The 18360-nt window shown below is 64.5% G+C and carries 17 protein-coding genes, 2 tRNA genes and 1 pseudogene; 11 read left to right on the plus strand and 9 right to left on the minus strand.

Going from position 1 to position 18360, the window contains the following annotated elements; all coding sequences use genetic code 11:
• Positions 1-497: 497 nt before the first annotated feature.
• The gene (locus DNX69_RS05215; protein ID WP_110784958.1) at positions 498-3827 is read right to left on the minus strand and encodes a PAS domain-containing protein; all 3330 of its coding nucleotides are present in this window, start codon (positions 3825-3827) and stop codon (positions 498-500) included.
• A 348-nt stretch (positions 3828-4175) separates the two neighbouring features.
• On the opposite strand from DNX69_RS05215, the gene DNX69_RS05220 reads away from it, so the two are divergent.
• The 7 genes from DNX69_RS05220 to DNX69_RS05250 all read left to right on the plus strand — a co-directional run bounded on the left by DNX69_RS05220 (position 4176) and on the right by DNX69_RS05250 (position 7696).
• Positions 4176-4559: a phasin gene (locus DNX69_RS05220; RefSeq protein ID WP_110784959.1), complete on the plus strand. Its 384-nt coding sequence runs from the start codon at positions 4176-4178 to the stop codon at positions 4557-4559.
• Between the two features lie 241 nt (positions 4560-4800).
• On the plus strand, positions 4801-5232 hold the full coding sequence (locus DNX69_RS05225; protein ID WP_110784960.1) for a phasin: 432 nt from the start codon (positions 4801-4803) through the stop codon (positions 5230-5232).
• A gap of 172 nt (positions 5233-5404) precedes the next feature.
• A tRNA-His gene (locus DNX69_RS05230) sits at positions 5405-5481 on the plus strand.
• Positions 5482-5500: 19 nt separating this feature from the next.
• Positions 5501-5857, plus strand: a complete 357-nt coding sequence (locus DNX69_RS05235; protein ID WP_133255972.1) for a hypothetical protein — start codon at positions 5501-5503, stop codon at positions 5855-5857.
• Between the two features lie 137 nt (positions 5858-5994).
• On the plus strand, positions 5995-6327 hold the full coding sequence (locus tag DNX69_RS05240; protein WP_110784962.1) for a hypothetical protein: 333 nt from the start codon (positions 5995-5997) through the stop codon (positions 6325-6327).
• Positions 6328-6422: 95 nt separating this feature from the next.
• The gene (locus tag DNX69_RS05245) at positions 6423-6800 is read left to right on the plus strand and encodes a hypothetical protein (RefSeq protein ID WP_110784963.1); all 378 of its coding nucleotides are present in this window, start codon (positions 6423-6425) and stop codon (positions 6798-6800) included.
• A gap of 221 nt (positions 6801-7021) precedes the next feature.
• On the plus strand, positions 7022-7696 hold the full coding sequence (locus DNX69_RS05250; RefSeq protein ID WP_110784964.1) for a ParA family protein: 675 nt from the start codon (positions 7022-7024) through the stop codon (positions 7694-7696).
• A 329-nt stretch (positions 7697-8025) separates the two neighbouring features.
• On the opposite strand, the gene DNX69_RS05255 is transcribed toward DNX69_RS05250, so the two are convergent.
• On the minus strand, positions 8026-8949 hold the full coding sequence (locus DNX69_RS05255) for a LysR family transcriptional regulator (protein ID WP_165825188.1): 924 nt from the start codon (positions 8947-8949) through the stop codon (positions 8026-8028).
• A gap of 7 nt (positions 8950-8956) precedes the next feature.
• Positions 8957-9922, minus strand: coding sequence for a thioredoxin-disulfide reductase (gene trxB / locus DNX69_RS05260; RefSeq protein ID WP_110784965.1), 966 nt, complete (start codon positions 9920-9922; stop codon positions 8957-8959).
• 256 nt (positions 9923-10178) lie between these two features.
• On the opposite strand from trxB, the gene DNX69_RS05265 reads away from it, so the two are divergent.
• Entirely contained in the window at positions 10179-10661 is a 483-nt protein-coding gene (locus DNX69_RS05265) for an Lrp/AsnC family transcriptional regulator (protein ID WP_110784966.1), read from the plus strand.
• A gap of 16 nt (positions 10662-10677) precedes the next feature.
• Here DNX69_RS05265 and DNX69_RS05270 read toward each other — a convergent pair whose 3' ends face one another.
• From DNX69_RS05270 to DNX69_RS05285, 4 genes are all read right to left on the minus strand, one after another.
• A complete protein-coding gene (locus DNX69_RS05270; protein ID WP_110784967.1) occupies positions 10678-11076 on the minus strand; it encodes a DoxX family protein in 399 nt (132 codons plus the stop codon).
• A gap of 175 nt (positions 11077-11251) precedes the next feature.
• Positions 11252-11728 (minus strand): transcription elongation factor GreA, encoded by a 477-nt coding sequence (gene greA / locus DNX69_RS05275; protein WP_110784984.1) that lies wholly within the window; start codon positions 11726-11728, stop codon positions 11252-11254.
• A gap of 223 nt (positions 11729-11951) precedes the next feature.
• Complete coding sequence (carB, locus tag DNX69_RS05280) at positions 11952-15281, minus strand: carbamoyl-phosphate synthase large subunit (protein WP_110784968.1); 3330 nt, start codon at positions 15279-15281, stop codon at positions 11952-11954.
• A 174-nt stretch (positions 15282-15455) separates the two neighbouring features.
• Positions 15456-15531 (minus strand) — tRNA-OTHER (locus DNX69_RS05285).
• Between the two features lie 311 nt (positions 15532-15842).
• Between DNX69_RS05285 and msrA the strand changes: the two genes are divergently transcribed.
• The 3 genes from msrA (at position 15843) to DNX69_RS05300 (ending at position 17482) form a co-directional block, all read left to right on the plus strand.
• Positions 15843-16553, plus strand: a complete 711-nt coding sequence (gene msrA, locus DNX69_RS05290) for a peptide-methionine (S)-S-oxide reductase MsrA (RefSeq protein WP_110784969.1) — start codon at positions 15843-15845, stop codon at positions 16551-16553.
• 28 nt (positions 16554-16581) lie between these two features.
• Entirely contained in the window at positions 16582-16998 is a 417-nt protein-coding gene (msrB, locus tag DNX69_RS05295; protein ID WP_110784970.1) for a peptide-methionine (R)-S-oxide reductase MsrB, read from the plus strand.
• A gap of 238 nt (positions 16999-17236) precedes the next feature.
• On the plus strand, positions 17237-17482 hold the full coding sequence (locus DNX69_RS05300; RefSeq protein ID WP_110784971.1) for a hypothetical protein: 246 nt from the start codon (positions 17237-17239) through the stop codon (positions 17480-17482).
• On the opposite strand, the gene DNX69_RS05305 is transcribed toward DNX69_RS05300, so the two are convergent.
• On the minus strand, positions 17483-17821 hold the full coding sequence (locus tag DNX69_RS05305; protein WP_110784972.1) for a hypothetical protein: 339 nt from the start codon (positions 17819-17821) through the stop codon (positions 17483-17485).
• A gap of 158 nt (positions 17822-17979) precedes the next feature.
• Positions 17980-18360 (minus strand): annotated as a pseudogene (locus tag DNX69_RS05310) (phosphomannomutase/phosphoglucomutase); the annotation flags it as partial.

The raw sequence follows: 18360 nt of genomic DNA on the forward strand, positions 1-18360 counted from the left end.
GGTTTCGCGGGAGGCCCTTGACAAGAGGATTGTTCAAGGACTAGATTCCTATCACCTCATCCCATCGAGGGGCGTTTCCGGGACGCTGTGAGATGCGGGGTGAGGCGGTGGCGCCTGCGGGCGGGAAGCAGACGTGCTTCCTTCCTCCGGGAGGCTAAGGTCGCCGTCCGCCGCTACTACGAGCGGCTGCCCTGTGCGTGGCTGGACGGGACGGAACGAGCCGGGGGAAATCCCCGTGCTCCCCGCGCCCGGAAGAACGGTCCCGATGCCAGAAATCGCCACGGTGGAGCGTCGAAAGGCGTTCCGCGACGGTTCTCTCCGGCGATCCGGCGGGGACGGTCGCGGCCACTGATACCAAGGTCGCGCCTTTCGGCGCTCCGCCTCCCTCGGCCTAGTGGCCGCCGGGAGGTCCCCCGTGCCGGTCACTCACGCAATTATTTGCGGGTAACGCCCACTCGTGCCCGGAGGGCATGCTTGGCGCGACACGTCGGGTCCGCTCACGCCGCCGCGGGCGCGTGGTCAAACACCACTTCGATCAGCGTGCCGGATTGCGGCGCGCTCTTGATGTGGAAGGTGGCGCGGTTGGCTTCGACCAGCGCTTTGGTCAGCGACAGGCTGACGCCGGCAGCTTCGGTACGGTCGCTCGGCGCGGGGGTGCGGAACGGCTCCAGGGCGGCGGCGAGCTCGTCGTCGTTGAGCCGGCTGCCGGTGTCTCGGACGCGGAGCGCGACCTCGCCGAAATCGGTGAGCACAGTCGAAACGATCACCTGTCCGCCGGCATTGGCCAGATGGATCGACGTACTGATCAGGTTCATGATGATCTGGCGTAGCGCATGCGCGTCGGCCACCACGGTCGGCAGCAGATGCGCCAGCGAGGTGCGGATGATGATGCGTTCGCGGTTGGCGCGCGGTTGCATCACCGCGACGCTCTGCTCGACCAGCTCGTTGAGATTGACGCTGGCGAAGGCGAGATCGAGCTTGCCGGTCTCGATCCGCGACAAATCGAGCAGGTCATCGACGATGCCGATGACGCGTTCGCCGGAGGCGCGGATGTCCTTCAGGTAATCGACATAGCGTTCGTTGCCGAGCGGACCGAACCGCTCCTCGATCATCACCTCGGCAAAGCCGAGGATGGCGTTGAGTGGCGCGCGGATCTCGTGGCTGAGCCGCGCCAGCACGTCGGCCTTGGCGTCGGCGGCGCGTTCGGCGAGCCGTTTGGCATGGCTGAGTTCGGTCTCGGTGCGCTGGACCTGCGACAGGTCGCGGAACACGGCGAAGAAATTCGGCCCGTCGGCGCGGGTGCGGCCGATCGTCATGCTGAGCGGAAACAGCCCGCCTTCGCGGACTTGGCCGAGCGCTTCGAGGCCATGGTCGAGCACGCTCTCGGCGCGGCCGCTCTTGATGTTGTTGAAGTAGTCGAGCACGGCGGCCCGGCTTTCCGGCGCGAACAGCTCGATCAGATTGTGCTGCACCAGCGCGTCGCCGCCGTAACCGAACAGCGCCTCGGTACTGCGGTTGGCGACGCTGATCTGTCCGGCCTCGTCGAACATCAGCACGCCTTCGGCGGTGGTGTCGAGGATCGCGCCGAGCTCTTCGGCATTGGCGGCGCCGACCACGGAGGGCGCTTCCTCGCTCGCCGTCGCCGGCGCGAACGGCAGCTCGGCGACGGCGGCAGGCTCAGTCGTGGCCGAGCAGATCAGCGCCAAAGCCTGATCCCCGTCCCAGGCGATGGTGAACAGCCGTGCCTCGGTGGGCGCCGCGTCACCGCCGTGTGCGGCCGTGATGGTGATCGGCGTGCCATTCTCCGAGCTGCTGACGTCGCCAACGCCGGAGTCGACGTACAGCGCGTCGAGACCGCCTGCGTTCTCCAGCGCGGAGACGCTCGGAAAGCCCATCCGCGTCAGAAACGCCGGGTTGGCATAGAGCAGCCGGTCGAGCCGATAGATCAGGACGCCGACCGGCATCAGATCGAGCAACAGGCGGTCGCGTGCGCCGTCGCCGATTGTCGGCGTGGACATCGGCGCGAGCTGATCGTTGCGCTCCGCTTCGGGCGCATCGGCCGGTGCGGCGTCCGGCTCCGGTACAAATTCGTCGTCGGCAATTGATGGTGCGTCGGCGGTCGGCGGCGTCTCGCTCGCGAGCCGGGCTGCCAGCTGCTGGGCCAGTTCGTGGAAGGCGCTGTTCTCGCCTGGGGTCAGCGACGGCGCACGGGCGTCGTTGGCTGGCCGGAACGGCAGGACGTTTTTCGGGGTGTCCACGGGTGTGTCCAAGGGGTTCAGGAGCGGGTCCAGAGCGTGGGTCTGGTCGGAATTCGACTCTCGTGGCGTGCGATCGGCCGATAGCGGCTGCGGCGACGGTTCGCTGCGGCCGTGCGGGCGTAGCGCGGCGAGCCGATCGAGCGCGGTGAGGTCACGGCAGACGCCGAAGCCGCGATAGCCGATGAACGATCCGCCGCGATCCTGCACCGGCAGGCCGGACATTTCGATCGGCAGCCGCAGTCCCGCGCCATCCGCGGGCCAGTGCAGCGTGATGCCGCTCCAGGTGTGGCGGGTGGCGAGCGCCGCAGCGACATCGCCCTCGGGATCGAGTCCGAGCCGGTCGGCGACCTCGGTCCAGCGTTCGCCGAGATTGGCGGCGGTGTACGGGCCGATCAGGCGGAGGAATTCGTCCGAGGCGATTGCGAGCCGACCATCGCGGTCGATCTGCCAGACGAAGCGCAGCGGATGCCGCCGCGGGGCAGGCGGCTCGGGCTGCCGCTCGACGGTTGGCTCGGGCTCGCTCGTCACGGGCTCCGAAGCGGCCGGTACGGTCGTGGCGGTAATTTCTGCGGCAGCCGGTTGTGGTTCGGGCTCGACGGCGTCTGGCGCCGCGGGCTCATCGGCGACAGTCTCGACATCGGGAGACGGCTCAGTCGCGGGCACCGGTTCGGCGGGCTCATCGGTGGAGACCAGTTCGGAGACCGGCTCGCCAGCGAGAGCTGCCGGCTTCGCGTCACCTGGTTTTGCGTCACCGAGCAAGGTGAACTCGGCCGGAGCTTCGCTGAGGGTGTCGAAGCTCTCGTAATCCTGCTCCGGCGGCTCGGCTGCAGCTTCAGCAGGTTCGGCGCTCGTGGTCGGTGGTTCTGTCGGTGGATGCTCCGCCGCTTCATCTGCGGGTGGCGAAGAGGGCTGTGCGGCGGTGACGGGGGCCAGCAGTGCGATAAGGCCGACATCGGCGCCGCTGCCGACCCGCTGCAGCACCAGGTGGCCGAATCCGATCGGAATCTCGGCCCGACCGACCCGCAGCGCGTCGGTACGAGCCTGGTCGAGACCGGCCTCGCTCAGATTGCGGAAGCCGAGCAGGGTGCGCGCGGCCGCGCTCGAGCCGACGAACAGGCCATCGCTGGCGAAGGCTGCGATCGGGCCGTCGACGCCTTCGACCAGGCCGCGCAGCCGATCGATCAACGGCATTGGGCGACCGATCATCTCGGCAGCGGCGATCAGGATTCCGGCGCTGCCGTCGGCAAAGCCGAGCCGGGTACAGGCGCAGGTCACCGGTCCGCCGAGCGCGGCCCCGAAGCCGCGCAGCCGCTCCAGCCGCGTGACGCCGCTCGGCGGCAGCTTGGCGGCGAGCTGGGCGACCTGACGACGATGCGGGTCAGCAGGACGGAAGCTGCGGCCAGCGAGTTCGGCGGCATTGGCTGCACCGAACAGCCGGGCGGCGACCGGGTTGGCCCACAGAATCCGGCTGCCATCGATCGACCACAGCCATGCCGGCAGCATCCGGGTCGCGTGCGCCGCGAGCCGGGGATCATCGACCCCTCGCAATTGAAAGTCCCAGTTGGTCATCGCTACTCGTATGCGCAGGCTCGCCGGCCGTGCGCCTTTAGCCGGCAGGGCGCGCGGGGCCGGAGAACCTTAACAATTCATTATCGCCAGCGACCGCCGTTAGGTCCATGTTCGCGCTCGGGCTATCCCGTCTTAAGCGCAGATAACCTTAATTCGGTCATCAGCCCGGACCTGAAACGCCCCGATTGCGTTGAAAGGTTGCAAAACAGGTGCAATCCGTCACGATCCGCGAGTCGACATCTGTCGGTCACACCGGCGATGCGATCGGTCGATACAGTTTCGTCGATACAGTCTTGAGACCGACGAGGCTCGGTTCGGACGGCGGCTAACAGGTGGAAGGAACTGACGATGGATCAGGAATTGCGCGATCGATTCGAAATTCCCAAGGAAATGCGAACGATGGCCGAGGCCGGTTTCGACCAGGCCCGGAAAGCGTTCGAGCATATGCTCTCCAGCGCCCAGCAGACCGCCTCAACCATCGAGGATCGTGGCGCGGCGGCCCGTGCCAACGCCAAGGAGATCACCAGCCGCGCGGTAACCTTCGCCGAGCGCAACGTCCACGCTGCACTCGACTATGCGCAGCAGCTGGTCCACGCCAAGGACCTCGGCGACGTCATGCGGCTGCATGCCGAATACGTTCAGGCGCAAATGAAGGCGCTCGCCGAGCAGGCCAGCGAGATCGGTCAGGTCGTCACCAAGGCGGCTCAGGACGTCGCCAAGCCGAAGAGCTGAGGCAGTCTGAACGGGGCGGGGCCGCGCCAGAACCACTCCGGCCGGCCTCCGCCTCTACAGGCCCCGCGTGCACGCAGCGCGCAATATGGCTTGGCAATGCACTCCTATGTTGCATTGCACAATTTTTGTGATAGTCTGTGGCTAGACGGTGACCACGGTCACCGGGCTCGGCGTACAGCCTGAAGATGACGCAGGCCGCATGCGGGGCACTTCGATTTCCCCACCAGCGAAGGATGCACCTATGGCCGATTCGAGCGATCCGTTTTCCACCGTGATGCCGTTCCAGCTTCCCGAGCAGGTCCGCGCCTTCGCCGAAAAGGGCGTGTCCCAGGCCCGCGAAAGCTACGCCAAGCTGAAGGATGTGGCCGAGACCCAGAACGGCACCATCGAAGCGGTGTTCACCACGGCGAGCAAGGGCGCGACCGATTATTCGGCGAAGCTGTTCGACTTCGTGAAGACCAACACCAGCGCCAGCTTCGATTTCGCGCACAGCCTGATCGGCGCCAAGACCCTGCCGGACATGATGGAATTGTGGACGTCGCACGCCAAGCAGCAGATTGAGACGCTGACGGCGCAGACCAAAGAGCTGACCGAACTCAGCCAGAAGGTCGCCGCAGACACCGTCGAGCCGATCAAGGCCAACGCCTCGAAGATCTTCAAGCCGGCAGCCTGATCGAGCCTAGTTTGCCACGTTTTCAAAGCCCGGGCCCTGCGCTCGGGCTTTGTATTTTGCACGATGTTGTCGAAAGCACCCCCGACATTGGTCTTGCGGTCGATCACGGCCTTGCCAAAACGCGGCGTTGCACCTAGTTTCCGCCCGTTCGCGGGCCTGGCCCGCGCCGGATGCAGTTGTAGCTCAGTTGGTTAGAGCGCCTGTCTGTGGAACAGGAGGTCGGTGGTTCGAGCCCACCCAACTGTACCACCTGCCAGATCCCTCCATATTGAATTTGCTGCCCACCGCTACGCCGCTTGATCGTCGCGCAAGAGACGGCTTTGCGTCCTGCTTGGGAACCGACCCGCGCAAGGGCACGTTGTTTCGCCGGGCAGACAAAGCGCGGGAAGCCGAAATGACGGACCGGGAATTGAGCGATCAGGCGATTGCGGTGCTTGTGGACATTGCCCGTGCGGCCGGCCGCGACCTCAATGCAGGACAGCGCCTCGAGTTGGATCGGCTCGTGTCCGAGGGACTGGTCGCTGTCAGCGATTCCGGCGATCCCGCCGGTCAGCGACATTATCGGCTGACAGTTGCGGGTCAGCGTGCACTGGACCAACGCGGCGTCGGCGCCAACGAGGCGTAACGACAGATGCAGCGCTCCAGGCTTGGCTCGCGCGCAGCTTGCGAATTCGCCGCGGCTCACTCACACTTGGCCCACTAGCAAACAGCAAGAAGACAGTCGGACGGCTGCGGGGAAGCGTCAGTACTGTAGGGGGCACCATGATCTCCATTCATTCGATCTTTCGTCGCGACATTCGCCGTCATGGCATTATGGTTGCGGCAGGCTTCGGTCTGTTGCTGATGGCAAATGCGGCGCACGCCTATACGGCGGAGCAACAACAGGCGTGTTCCGGAGATGCGATGCGGTTGTGCGGTGCGTTCGTTCCGGATGTGGATCGGATCACCGCCTGCATGATGCAGAACAAGGTCCGGCTGACTCCTGCATGCCGTGCTCAATTCAGCCCGACACCGGTGTCGATGCGCACCGGCACGGCCGCACGCAAGCCCCTCAGTCTGAGGCCCCATAAGCCGCACAAGCGCAAGCGGCGCTAACTGCCAAAGCCTCCCCGGTTCCGCGGATCTACGCGACAGCTTGCCGCGTTGGTGTCGAAATCGACACGCATATCTCGCGCCTGAAGGAGAGCTTCGTGACAGAGATCGATCACCGCGCCGAACTCGATCGCCATCTGCAATGGTTCGAGTCCAAGCTGCCGCCGCGGCCGGCACATTTTGTCGGCTGGCTGCGGCGGCCATCGTCGAAATACGTCCGGCTCCCTCTCGGCGTGGCGCTGGTCGGCGGCGGAATGCTCAGCTTCCTGCCGGTTCTCGGCTTGTGGATGCTGCCGCTCGGGATGGTGCTGATCGCGCAGGATGTGCCGGCGCTGGAGAGGCCGACCGCGCGAGCGTTGAACTGGGTCGAACGAAAATGGCTGGCGCGGCAAAGGGCGCGCGGCGTCGAGACCACGGCCTTCGTTCCGCATCAGCCCCCTGCGTCTGCCGATTCGTCGGCAAAGCCCGCCGCATAGTCCTACATATCAACGATCAGACCCGATTTGCTTCGACTCGAAAACCGCCGTCACGACTCAATCTGCGTCCTTGATGAGCGTGCGCGAAGGAGCTCCTGTGACTCGAAAGCACGATCGCCGCTACAATCTTGCCAGGCAATGATGATTGCTCGCAATTTTATCTTTCACGAATCAGCGAGCTGATTCACCTTCGCCGCGAAGGTCAATCGGGAGGCCAGCGTATGAACGTCATCGTTTTTGCTTCGCGTAAAGGCGGCTCGGGAAAAAGTACCCTGACCGCTCACTTGGCTGCACAGGTTCACAAAGCATCGCGTCCTTGCCTGCTGATCGATGCCGATCCGCAGGGCTCGCTGACGCTGTGGCACAAACTGCGTGGTACGAATGAGCCGCCGCTGCGCACCGCGACGCGCTCGGTGAGCGACATCGTCGCTGCCGCCAAGCGCGATGGGGTGGAGTGGGTGTTCGTCGACACGCCGCCGAATCTGTCCGCCGTCGTCGATGATGCGATCCGCAACGCCACGATGGTGATCATTCCGGCGCGGCCCGGTGTGTTCGACGTCAATGCGGTTCAGGATACGATCCAGACTTGCCGCTCGCATCGAAAGCCCTACGCGGTCGTGCTCAACGGCGCGCCGGCGCTGCGTGACGAAGTCGAAAGCCGCATCGTCACCATCGCGCGCGATGCGCTTGCCAAGTTCAAGGCCCCGGTCTGGGGCGGTCAGATCACCAACCGCGCCGACCTTCTGATGGCGCTGGGCGAAGGGCAGGGCGCGCGCGAATACGCCGCCGAAGGCCGTGCGGCCTACGAGGTCAACCGGCTGTGGGCGGCGATCGAACGGTCGGTGAAGGCGATCCGCGGGGCCGGCAATTCCGGCATGCACAAACAGGCGGCCTGACCGCCGCGAACGATCACCTGAGCGCGCGGCCTTCCGCGCGTTTTTTCATGGCGTTTTTCATGCCGGTCTGCGGCTGATCGCCGCTCAATCGGCGAATGATCGTCGCGCAGAAAAAAACCGGGCCCATAAAGAGCCCGGTCTAAGGTCTTTTGGCCTGATAGGCCGACACAATCACCTTCCAAGAGGGATAACTGAGCCGCCGCGCCACTGGAGGAGGGGGACTTCTGAGTAGCGCGACCACTCAGCATAGGGGTAATTTGATCCGCGATCGGGCCGCCCGACAAGCGGGGCCCCCGCATGTCAGACATGCGAAGCCCCGGGGTGGCAAATCAGCCCGGCCAGCGCTGCGCCTTGTTGACGACGAAGTCGCGGAACACCTGCACGCGCGCCACCGTCTTCAGTTCCTCCGGATAGACGAAGTAGGTGTCGAGCTGGATCGAGTCTTCTTCGCCGAACAACTGCACCAAGCGGTTGGTGTCCTCGATCAGATAATCGGGCAGTGCGGCGATGCCGAGGCCCTGCTGACAGGCGCGCACCAGGCCGAGGATATTGTTGACCTTGAAGTACGGCTCGCGCGGTGCAACGCCATTGCGGCCGGCCTCGATCAGCCAACTTCGGTTCTGCAGATGCGGCGGCACCTGGCTGTCGCTCAGCATGATCAGGCGGTGTTCGTCGAGCTCCTCCAGCGTCCGCGGCGTGCCGAAATTCTTGATGTATTCCGGCGAGCAATAGGCGTGGAAGCCGATCGAGAACAGCTTGCGCTGGATCAGGTCGGGCTGGGTCGGCTTGCGGGTGCGGATCGCGACGTCGGCCTCGCGCATCGACAGGTCGAGTTCTTCGTCGGTGACGATCAGCGAAATCCGGATCTCCGGATACAGCGCGGTGAACTCGCCGAGCCGCGGCACCAGCCAATGAATGCCGAGCCCCGGCGTGGTGGTGACCTTGAGATCGCCGCTCGGCCGCTCGCGGCTGTCGGTCAGCTTGGCGCGTGCCGCCTGCAGCTGCATGAAGACGTCATGCGCTGTGCGGAATAGCAGGTCGCCCTGTTCGGTAAGGATCAGGCCGCGGGCGTGGCGGTGAAACAGCGAGACCGAAAGCTCCTGCTCCAGCGCGCTGACCTGGCGCGAAACCGCCGACTGCGACAGCCCAAGCTGCTCGCCGGCATGAGTGAAACTCCCCGCTTCCGCAGCGGCGTGGAAGACCTTCAGCTTATCCCAGTCCATATCGGTGAACCCGTCGCGGTGTCGCGCCATCAGAGAGTCATTCGGCCGCTTGGCGGTCGCCGGCGCGCAGCGCCAGGAAGCGTTCGGCTTCGAGGGCCGCCATGCAGCCCATTCCGGCTGCAGTGACGGCTTGGCGGTAGGTTTCGTCGGCGACATCGCCGGCAGCGAATACGCCGGGCACCGAGGTTGCGGTCGAATTCGCCGCCACCTCGACATAACCGGACGATTTCAGTTTGATCTGATCTTTGAACAGCTCGGTCGCCGGCGCGTGGCCGATCGCGATGAATACGCCGTCGGCTTTGACTTCGCTGGCCGTGCCGCTCTTGACGTTCTTCAACCGGACGTGAGTGACCTTGGTCGGGTTGTCGGCGCCGCAGATCTCATCGACCGCGACGTCCCAGATCACTTTGATCTTCGGATGCTTGAACAGCCGGTCCTGCAGGATGCGTTCGGCGCGGAAGTGATCGCGCCGGTGCACGATCGTCACGCTGGAAGCAAAATTGGTCAGGAACAGCGCTTCCTCGACCGCGGTGTTGCCGCCGCCGACCACCACGACATCCTTGCCGCGATAGAAGAAGCCGTCGCATGTCGCGCAGGCCGAGACGCCGAAGCCCTTGTAGGTCTGCTCAGACGGAATGCCCAGCCAGCGCGCCTGGGCGCCGGTGGCGAGAATGAGGGTGTCGGCGAGATAGACGTCGCCGCTGTCGCAGGTCAGCCGGAACGGCTGTTGGCTGAGGTCGAGGTCGACCACCAGGTCGGTCTTGATCCTCGTGCCGACGTGGAGCGCCTGCTTCTCCATCTGTTCCATCAGCCATGGGCCTTGGATCACATCGGCGAAGCCGGGGTAGTTTTCGACGTCGGTGGTGATGGTGAGCTGACCGCCGGGCTGCATGCCCTGGATCAGGATCGGCTCCAGCATCGCGCGTGCGGCATAGATCGCGGCGGTGTAACCGGCTGGCCCGGATCCGATGATCACGACCTTGGCTTGAACCGGACTCGGCATAAATCAGTCCCCGAAACTGAGGGCGGCGCGACGCAAGGGCAGACCTGGCTGGGGCATCGCCAATGGGCGGAAGATCAGACAGAAGTCTATGTTATTTGGTGAGCTATGCAAGTTTTGCAATACCTCCGTGCAGGATTTCCCACCAGGATTGGAAAACGAGTTGTGAGCATCGCGAAATAAAATTACCCAAATTCCGCGAGGTACGCTAAGAGAAGCTGTTTCTAAGCCGAATCCGCCTTGCGGGAATAGCACCAGCGTGACCAAGAGCCTCGACCAGATCGATCTCAAGATCCTGCAGGAAATCCAGGACGACGGTCGAATCACCAATGTCGAACTGGCCAAACGGGTGGGGATCTCCCCGCCGCCCTGTCTTCGCCGGGTCAGGACGCTGGAAGAGGAAGGCTACATCCAAGGCTATCGCGGCTTGCTCGATCCGGCCCATCTCGGCTTCGATGTCACCGTGTTCGCTTCGGTGCATCTGTCGAGCCAGGCGGAGGCCGATCTGCGCGGCTTCGAGGAGTTCGTCCGCAAGGAGCCGCTGGTTCGGGAGTGCTGGATGCTCTCGGGCGAGGTCGACTTCATCCTGAAATGCGTTGCGCCGGATATGGCGACCTTCCAGAATTTCGTCGCGCACCTGACGGCGGCGCCCCATGTCCGCAATGTCCGCACCTCGCTGGTGCTGCGAAACTCGAAATACGCAGCCGCGGTGCCGCTGGAATTGAAGTCGGCGACGACCTGACGTCGTCGCCGATTGCTCAACGTGACCGTCCCAGCACGCGGTCGAGGCTGATCGGGCCGCCGCCAGAGGTGGCCAAATATAGGCAGGTGAAGCACAGCGCGATCGCCAGCGAGCCGCCGTTCAGCACCGGATACAAACCCTTCGGATAGTGCCCGATGAAATAGGCAAACGCCATTTCGCCGGACAGGATGAAGGCGACCGGGCGGGTCAGCAATCCGAGCATCAGCAGGGCGCCGAGGATCAGCTCGAGACTGCCGGCGGCGCCATGGAGCGAGAACAGCTCGACCTTGGCGAACATTGGCACCGGCGGAAACTTGAACAGCTTGGCGACGCCGTAGTGGAACAGCACGAGGCCGGTGACGAAGCGGAGCAGGCTGAGGGCCAGCGGCTGCCATCGCGCGAACAGTTGGTCCATGAACGGTCCTGTCTCAAGGTGGGGCCCAGCGACCGCCACAAGCTGCCGCCGGTAGCGAGAGAGTGCAGGAAGTCAGAACGAGCAGCGACTGAAATCGCCGTGAGCGGGAGCGTTCAGGCAACAAAAAAGCCGCACTTCGCGCGCGGCTTTTTCGTTGGCGTTCAGGCGCGGGAAATCAGCGCCACTCGACCTTTTCGATCTCATAGGCCTTGGCGCCGCCCGGAGCGACCACCTCGACCGAGGAGCCCGCTTTCTTGCCGATCAGCGCCCGCGCTAGCGGCGAGGTGATCGAGATCTTGCCCTTCTTGGCGTCGGCTTCGGCCTCACCGACGATCTGCCACACCGCCTTCTTCTCGGTGTCCTCGTCGATCAGGGTGACAGTCGCGCCGAACTTGACGGTGTCGCCCGACAGCTTGCTGACGTCGATGATGTCCGCGCGCGCCAGCTTGTCCTCGAGTTCGTTGATCCGGCCTTCGTTGTGGGACTGCTCCTCCTTGGCGGCGTGATACTCGGCGTTTTCCGAGAGATCGCCATGGGAGCGTGCTTCGGCGATATGCTCGATGATGCGCGGACGATCCACCGACTGGCGATGCTTCAACTCGTCCGAAAGTGCGGCGTACCCGCCCGCAGTCATCGGTATCTTTTCGACCATCGTCTCTTCATCCTTCAAGAATACGTTGCGGACCGCCGAACTCTGCTCGTTCGCAACGTGGTCAGCAGTTAACGGCGGTGCCGCGCCTGTGCGGCGTCTGGAGTCGGCTCAAAACGGCACCACAACTGTCCGGCAAATGCCGGAGAGAACATTTCCAATGCGGACGGGTTCCCCGGCCTGAGGGCCTGTCAGTCGATAGCCGGCCGCGCGGGCCGGGCGACGATCAGCTTTCGGAAAAGTAGCTCTGCAGGGTCCGGACCTCAAGGTCCCCATCCAAATAGGCCCGGATGCCCTTTGCGGCTGCGACCGCGCCCGAAAGAGTGGTGTAATAGGGAACTTTATGCAAGAGGGCAGCGCGCCGCAGCGATCTGCTGTCGGCCAGCGCCTGCGGTCCCTCGGTGGTGTTGAACACCAGTTGCACTTCGCCGTTCATGATGGCGTCGACGATATGCGGCCGGCCTTCCAGCACCTTGTTGATCTTCTCCGCCGGCACGCCATGGTCCGACAGATAGCGCTGGGTGCCGGAGGTGGCGATCACCTTGAAGCCGACCGAGTGCAGGAGTTTCACGGCGTCGACGATCCGTGCCTTGTCGCTTTCGCGCACCGACACGAACACGGTGCCTTTGCGCGGCACGCGGGTGCCGCCGCCGAGCTGGCTCTTGGCGAAAGCGATCTCGAACGAACGATCGATGCCCATGACCTCGCCGGTCGAGCGCATTTCCGGGCCGAGCACGGTGTCGACGCCGGGGAAGCGGGCGAACGGGAACACTGATTCCTTGACGCCGACATGGTCGAGGTCGCGCTTGGTCAGGCCGAGATCAGCGATCTTCTCGCCGGCCATGATTCGCGCCGCGAGCTTGGCCACCGGCATGCCGATCACCTTGGCGACGAACGGCACGGTGCGGGACGCCCGCGGATTGACTTCGAGCACGTAGATCTCGCCGTCCTTGATCGCGTACTGCACGTTCATCAGGCCGACGACGTCGAGGCCGAGCGCCAGTTCGCGGGTCTGGCGTTCCAGCTCCGCGATGGTCTCCGCGCTGAGCGAGTGCGGCGGCAGCGAGCAGGCCGAATCGCCGGAGTGAATGCCGGCCTCTTCGATGTGCTCCATGATGCCGACGATGAAGGTGTCCTTGCCGTCCGACAGGCAGTCGACGTCGACCTCCGTGGCGTCCGACAGATAGCGGTCGAACAGCAGCGGATTGGTGCCGAGCACGGTGTTGATCTGCCCGGTCTTGTCGTTCGGATAGCGCGCCTTGACGTCGCCCGGCACCAGCTCGGGCAGGGTGCCGAGCAGGTAGTCGCTGAGCTGATTCTCCTCGCGGATGATCTGCATCGCGCGGCCGCCCAGCACGTAAGACGGGCGCACCACCAGCGGCAGGCCGAGTTCGGCCGCGACCAGCCGGGCCTGCTCGACAGAATAGGCGATGCCGTTCTTCGGCTGTTTCAGCCGCAGCTTGTCGAGGATGCGCTTGAACCGATCGCGATCCTCGGCGAGGTCGATCGCGTCCGGCGAGGTGCCGAGGATCGGCACGTCGGCGGCTTCCAGCGCGCGCGCCAGCTTCAGCGGCGTCTGACCGCCGAACTGCACGATCACGCCCTTCAGGCTGCCTTTGCTGCGTTCGGTATCGATGATCTCGAGCACGTCTTCGGCGGTCAGCGGCTCGAAATACAACCGGTCGGCGGTGTCGTAGTCGGTCGACACCGTTTCCGGGTTGCAGTTGACCATGATCGATTCATAGCCGGCGTCGTGCAGCGCGAAGCAGGCGTGGCAGCAGCAATAGTCGAACTCGATTCCCTGGCCGATCCGGTTCGGACCGCCGCCGAGGATGATCACCTTCTGCTTGTCCGACGGCTGGCTTTCATCCGACGCCGGGCCGGCGAACGGTGTCTCGTAAGTCGAGTACATGTAGGCCGTCGGCGAGGCGAACTCCGCCGCACAGGTGTCGATCCGCTTGAACACCGGGCGGACGCCGAGCGCGCGCCGCTTGGCCTTGACCTCGGCTTCGGTGGTGTCGGCGAGCACGGCGAGGCGGGCGTCGGAGAAGCCCATCATCTTCAGGCTGCGCATGCCGAACGCATGATCCGGCAGGCCAGCGTCGCGGACTCGGGCTTCCATGTCGACGATGCCGCGGAGCTGCGCCAGGAACCAGGGATCGATCTTGCAGGAGTTGAAGATCTCCTCGTCGGACCAGCCGAGCCGCATCGCCTGCGCGACCTGCAGCAGCCGGCTCGGCGTCGGGGTGCCGAGCGCGGCGCGAATAGCGTTCTTGTCGTCGCCGCGGCCCAAACCGTCGATCTCGATCTCGTCGAGGCCGGTGAGGCCGCTTTCGAGTCCGCGCAACGCCTTTTGCAGGCTTTCCTGGAAGGTCCGGCCGATCGCCATGACCTCGCCGACCGACTTCATCGCGGTGGTGAGCGTCGGCGAAGCGCCCGGGAATTTCTCGAAGGCGAACCGCGGAATCTTGGTGACGACATAGTCGATCGTCGGTTCGAACGACGCCGGGGTGGCGCCGCCGGTGATGTCGTTGGCGATCTCGTCGAGCGAGTAGCCGACCGCCAGCTTCGCCGCGACCTTGGCGATCGGGAAGCCGGTGGCCTTCGAGGCCAGCGCCGACGAGCGCGACACCCGCGGGTTCATTTCGATCACGACCAACCGGCCGTCGGCCGGGTTGACGGCGAACTGCACATTCGAGCCGCCGGTCTCGACCCCGATCTCGCGCAGCACCGCCAGCGAGGCGTCGCGCATAATCTGGTATTCTTTGTCGGTCAGCGTCAGCGCCGGCGCCACGGTGATCGAATCGCCGGTGTGCACGCCCATCGGATCGAGGTTCTCGATCGAGCAGACGATGATGCAGTTGTCGTGCTTATCGCGCACGACCTCCATCTCGTACTCCTTCCAGCCGAGGATCGATTCTTCGATCAGCACCTCGTTGGTCGGGGAGGCGTCGATGCCGCGTTCGACGATCTCGATGAACTCGGCCTTGGTGTAGGCGATGCCGCCGCCGGTGCCGCCCATCGTGAACGACGGCCGGATCAGCGCCGGAAAACCGATCTCGTCGAGCGCGCGCAGCGCGTCGGGCAGGGTTTTGACCTGGCGGGAGTTCGGCGTTTCGAGGCCGATCTTGGTCATCGCGGTGCGGAACCGCTCGCGGTCCTCGGCCTTGTCGATCGCGTCGGCGGTGGCGCCGATCATCTCGACGTCGAACTTCTCCAGCGTGCCGAGCTTGCGCAAGGACAGCGCGCAGTTCAGCGCGGTCTGGCCACCCATCGTCGGCAGCAGCGCGAAGCCGCCGGGAATGACGTAGCGCTCCTTCTCGATGATCTTGGCGACGATCTCGGGGGTGATCGGCTCGATATAGGTCGCGTCCGCCAATTCCGGATCGGTCATGATCGTCGCCGGATTGGAATTGACCAGGACGACCCGATAGCCCTCCTGCTTCAGCGCCTTGACCGCCTGCGTGCCGGAATAGTCGAATTCGCAAGCCTGGCCGATCACGATAGGACCGGCCCCGATGATGAGGATGGTGGAGATGTCGGTTCGTTTGGGCATCAAATCTCGCTGACGCGGGCGGAAATCGCGGGCACAAAAAAAGGGCGCGCAGCCGCGCGTCCCTCAGGTCTTCAAGCGCCGGGCCGTCCCAGGCGCGCGGGAGGTGTCTTAGACCAGTTTCCCGGGCGGCGAAAGGCCTTCGAGTCGCCCGTCAACCGGCATTTCGGCAGGATCTGGAGGCCCAGCCTGGACTTGAACCAGGAAAAAAGAGCGTTGCACCGCTCCCGCGTTAATCTTCCGCCACCGGGCCGTGCGCATCTTGGCACTTCACGAAGGGGTGATCCAGTCCGGAGAGCCGCTATCCTTAATGCAATGCAGCCTTCGGGCTTTGGTCATCTAGAATTAGGGCCGGGGGCAGATCGGCGTGCGACGGTTGCGGTCAGCCCTCTCGGTGCAAAGTCCCGAATTGCCTCGCGTCCGCGACGTTGAACGGCCTCCTGATGGGACAGGCGGCGGTCACGAACTCGTGCTCCGCGCCTGCGTAACAGCCCGGCCCGAGCTTCGTATCTTGAACGCAACAGCCAGGCCAAAGCCTCGGCCTCAACCTCGCGAGGACAGCTCATGCGCGCTCCATTTGGTCGTCTTGCTCTCTGCGCCGCCGCCGTTGGGCTGCTGGCGTGGTCCGCACTCGGACCGTCCCGTGCGGCCGAGGCGCCGGTGGTGATTCCGCCGCCGCAACTCGACGCCAAGGAGGCCGGTGGCATTCAGACCGCGGTGTTCGCCGGCGGCTGCTTCTGGGGCGTGCAGGGCGTGTTCCAGCATACGGCCGGCGTGGTGAATGCGTTGTCGGGCTATGCGGGCGGCAGCAAGGCGAGCGCGAGCTACCCGCTGGTGTCGACCGGCACCACCGGCCACGCCGAGGCGGTCGAGGTGAAATACGATCCGAAGCGGGTTTCCTATGGCAAGCTGCTGCAGATCTACTTCTCGGTCGCGCACGATCCGACCCAGCTCGATCGCCAGGGCCCAGACACCGGGCCGCAATATCGCTCGGCGATCTTCACCACCAGCGACGAGCAGAAGCGCATCGCCGATGCCTACATCGCGCAGCTCGACGCCGCCAAGGTGTTCGGCGCGCCGATCGTCACCAAGGTCGGCCCGCTGAAGGGCTTCTATGCCGCCGAAGCCTATCACCAGGACTACCTGACGCTGCATCCCAATCAGCCCTATATTGCGTACAACGACCTGCCGAAGATCGAGGCGCTGAAGAAGCTGTTTCCGACCGAGTACCTCGACAAGCCGACGCTGGTGAGCAGCGCCAAGGCGACCAACTGACGGTGGGCTCGACGGTTCAGGAGGAACGATGTCCGACACCAAGACCATGACTTCCGGCAAGATTCAGAAAAGCGAAGCCGAGTGGCGCAAGGAGCTGACGCCGATGCAATACGCCGTGCTGCGCGAGAAGGCGACGGAACGGCCGTTCACCGGCGAATACGAATACGAGACCCGACCCGGGACTTATGTATGCGCCGGCTGCGGCCAGACGCTGTTCGAGTCCGATGCGAAGTTCGATTCCGGCTGCGGCTGGCCGAGCTTTACCGTGCCGGCGGAGACGGACGCGATCGACGAGGAACGCGATGTCAGCCATGGCATGGTCCGCACCGAGGTGCTGTGCTCGCGTTGTAGCGGCCATCTCGGCCATGTGTTTCCCGATGGCCCGGGGCCGACCGGGCTGCGCTACTGCATCAATTCGGCCGCGCTGAAGCTGGAGCCCAAATAGGCCGGATTGCGATTCATCGGGACAATGGGCGGAAGCGGATGCCTCTGAGGCCCGCTTTTTGCATCTTTCCAGTCAAAGAATATCAGAAAATTCAATTGGATAGCTTCTCCGCCCAGGACGGAGGGTCGCAAATCCGCGCATCGTGCCTATATGAAGAGCATCGGAATTGAAGCCGCCGGTGCCGGTCCTGATCGTGTCCCCGCGTGGCGCATCCCCATCCTGAGGAGGCTATTTCGCCATGGCGTTCAGCTACGACATGTCCGCAGAACTGTTTCCCGCAGCGATCCGCAAGAAGCGCCGCACCGGTGTCGCCTATCGCCGCTTCAACTGCGCGGCGGAAGCAGTGCGCTATGCGATCGAGGAATTGCCGGCCGATTGTCTGAACGGCGCCTATCTGCAGGTCGACGAGGCCCGCTTCGACCACAAGGGCATCCGCACGCTGTACGAGAGCGAGGAGTATCCGCTGGAGCGCCGCGCGTCGTGATCAGAACGCTCTGAAGCTCTGTATGTCGCAGCGGTCGACGATCGCGGCGAACCGATAGGTTTCGAGCTTCCCGCCCTTGTAGAACAGCGCATAGGTCTGCCGGGTTTGCTCCGGCGCGTGGCTGCGCAGGCAGACGATCCACGGCGTCACCGTGACCGGATCGGCCTCGATTGGGCCGGCGATTTCCCACGGCTGCGGCAGCTTGGTTTCGTCACCGACCTTCTTCAGATCGACGGCCATCACCGCAGCCTTCGGTGCCTTGTCGCCGCCATCCGGCAGAACATCGAGAATCGACGAGCAGCCGGCGAGGGCGAGAAACGCCGCCAGACTGACTGTCATCCTTGCGATGTCGCCAAGACGTCGAATAGGCCGGTCTCCGTCCGCTGAGTCCCGGAGCGCTTCCAAGCGGCACGGACTGCAAATGATCGCATCCATCTAGTCGATCCCGGCCGGCAAATCAAAGCGCGCACCAGCGACCGGCGTCGATCGTCACGGTATCAAATCGTCTGATTATACGGGCCGACTTCGGGGTGCTGGCGCAGCACGACGTTCACGGCCTCGAACATGTCGTGCATCCGCTGCTCCGATACCGGGCTTTCGACCACGACGACCAGCTCGGGCTTGTTCGACGAGGCCCGGACCAGGCCCCAGCTGCCGTCTTCGCACGTCACGCGAACGCCGTTGACGGTGACGAGATCGCGGATCGGCTGGCCGGCGACCAGGTCGCCGTTTGCCTGCGCGGTTTCGAAGTGCTTCACCACCTGATCGATCACCCGATACTTTACCTCGTCGGCGCAGTGCGGCGACATCGTTGGCGACGACCAGGTCTTCGGCAGCGCGTCTTTCAGTTGCGACATCGACTTGCCCGGCGCGCGGTC

The sequence above is a fragment of the Rhodopseudomonas palustris genome, from assembly GCF_003226555.1.
Lineage (GTDB): Bacteria > Pseudomonadota > Alphaproteobacteria > Rhizobiales > Xanthobacteraceae > Rhodopseudomonas > Rhodopseudomonas palustris_I.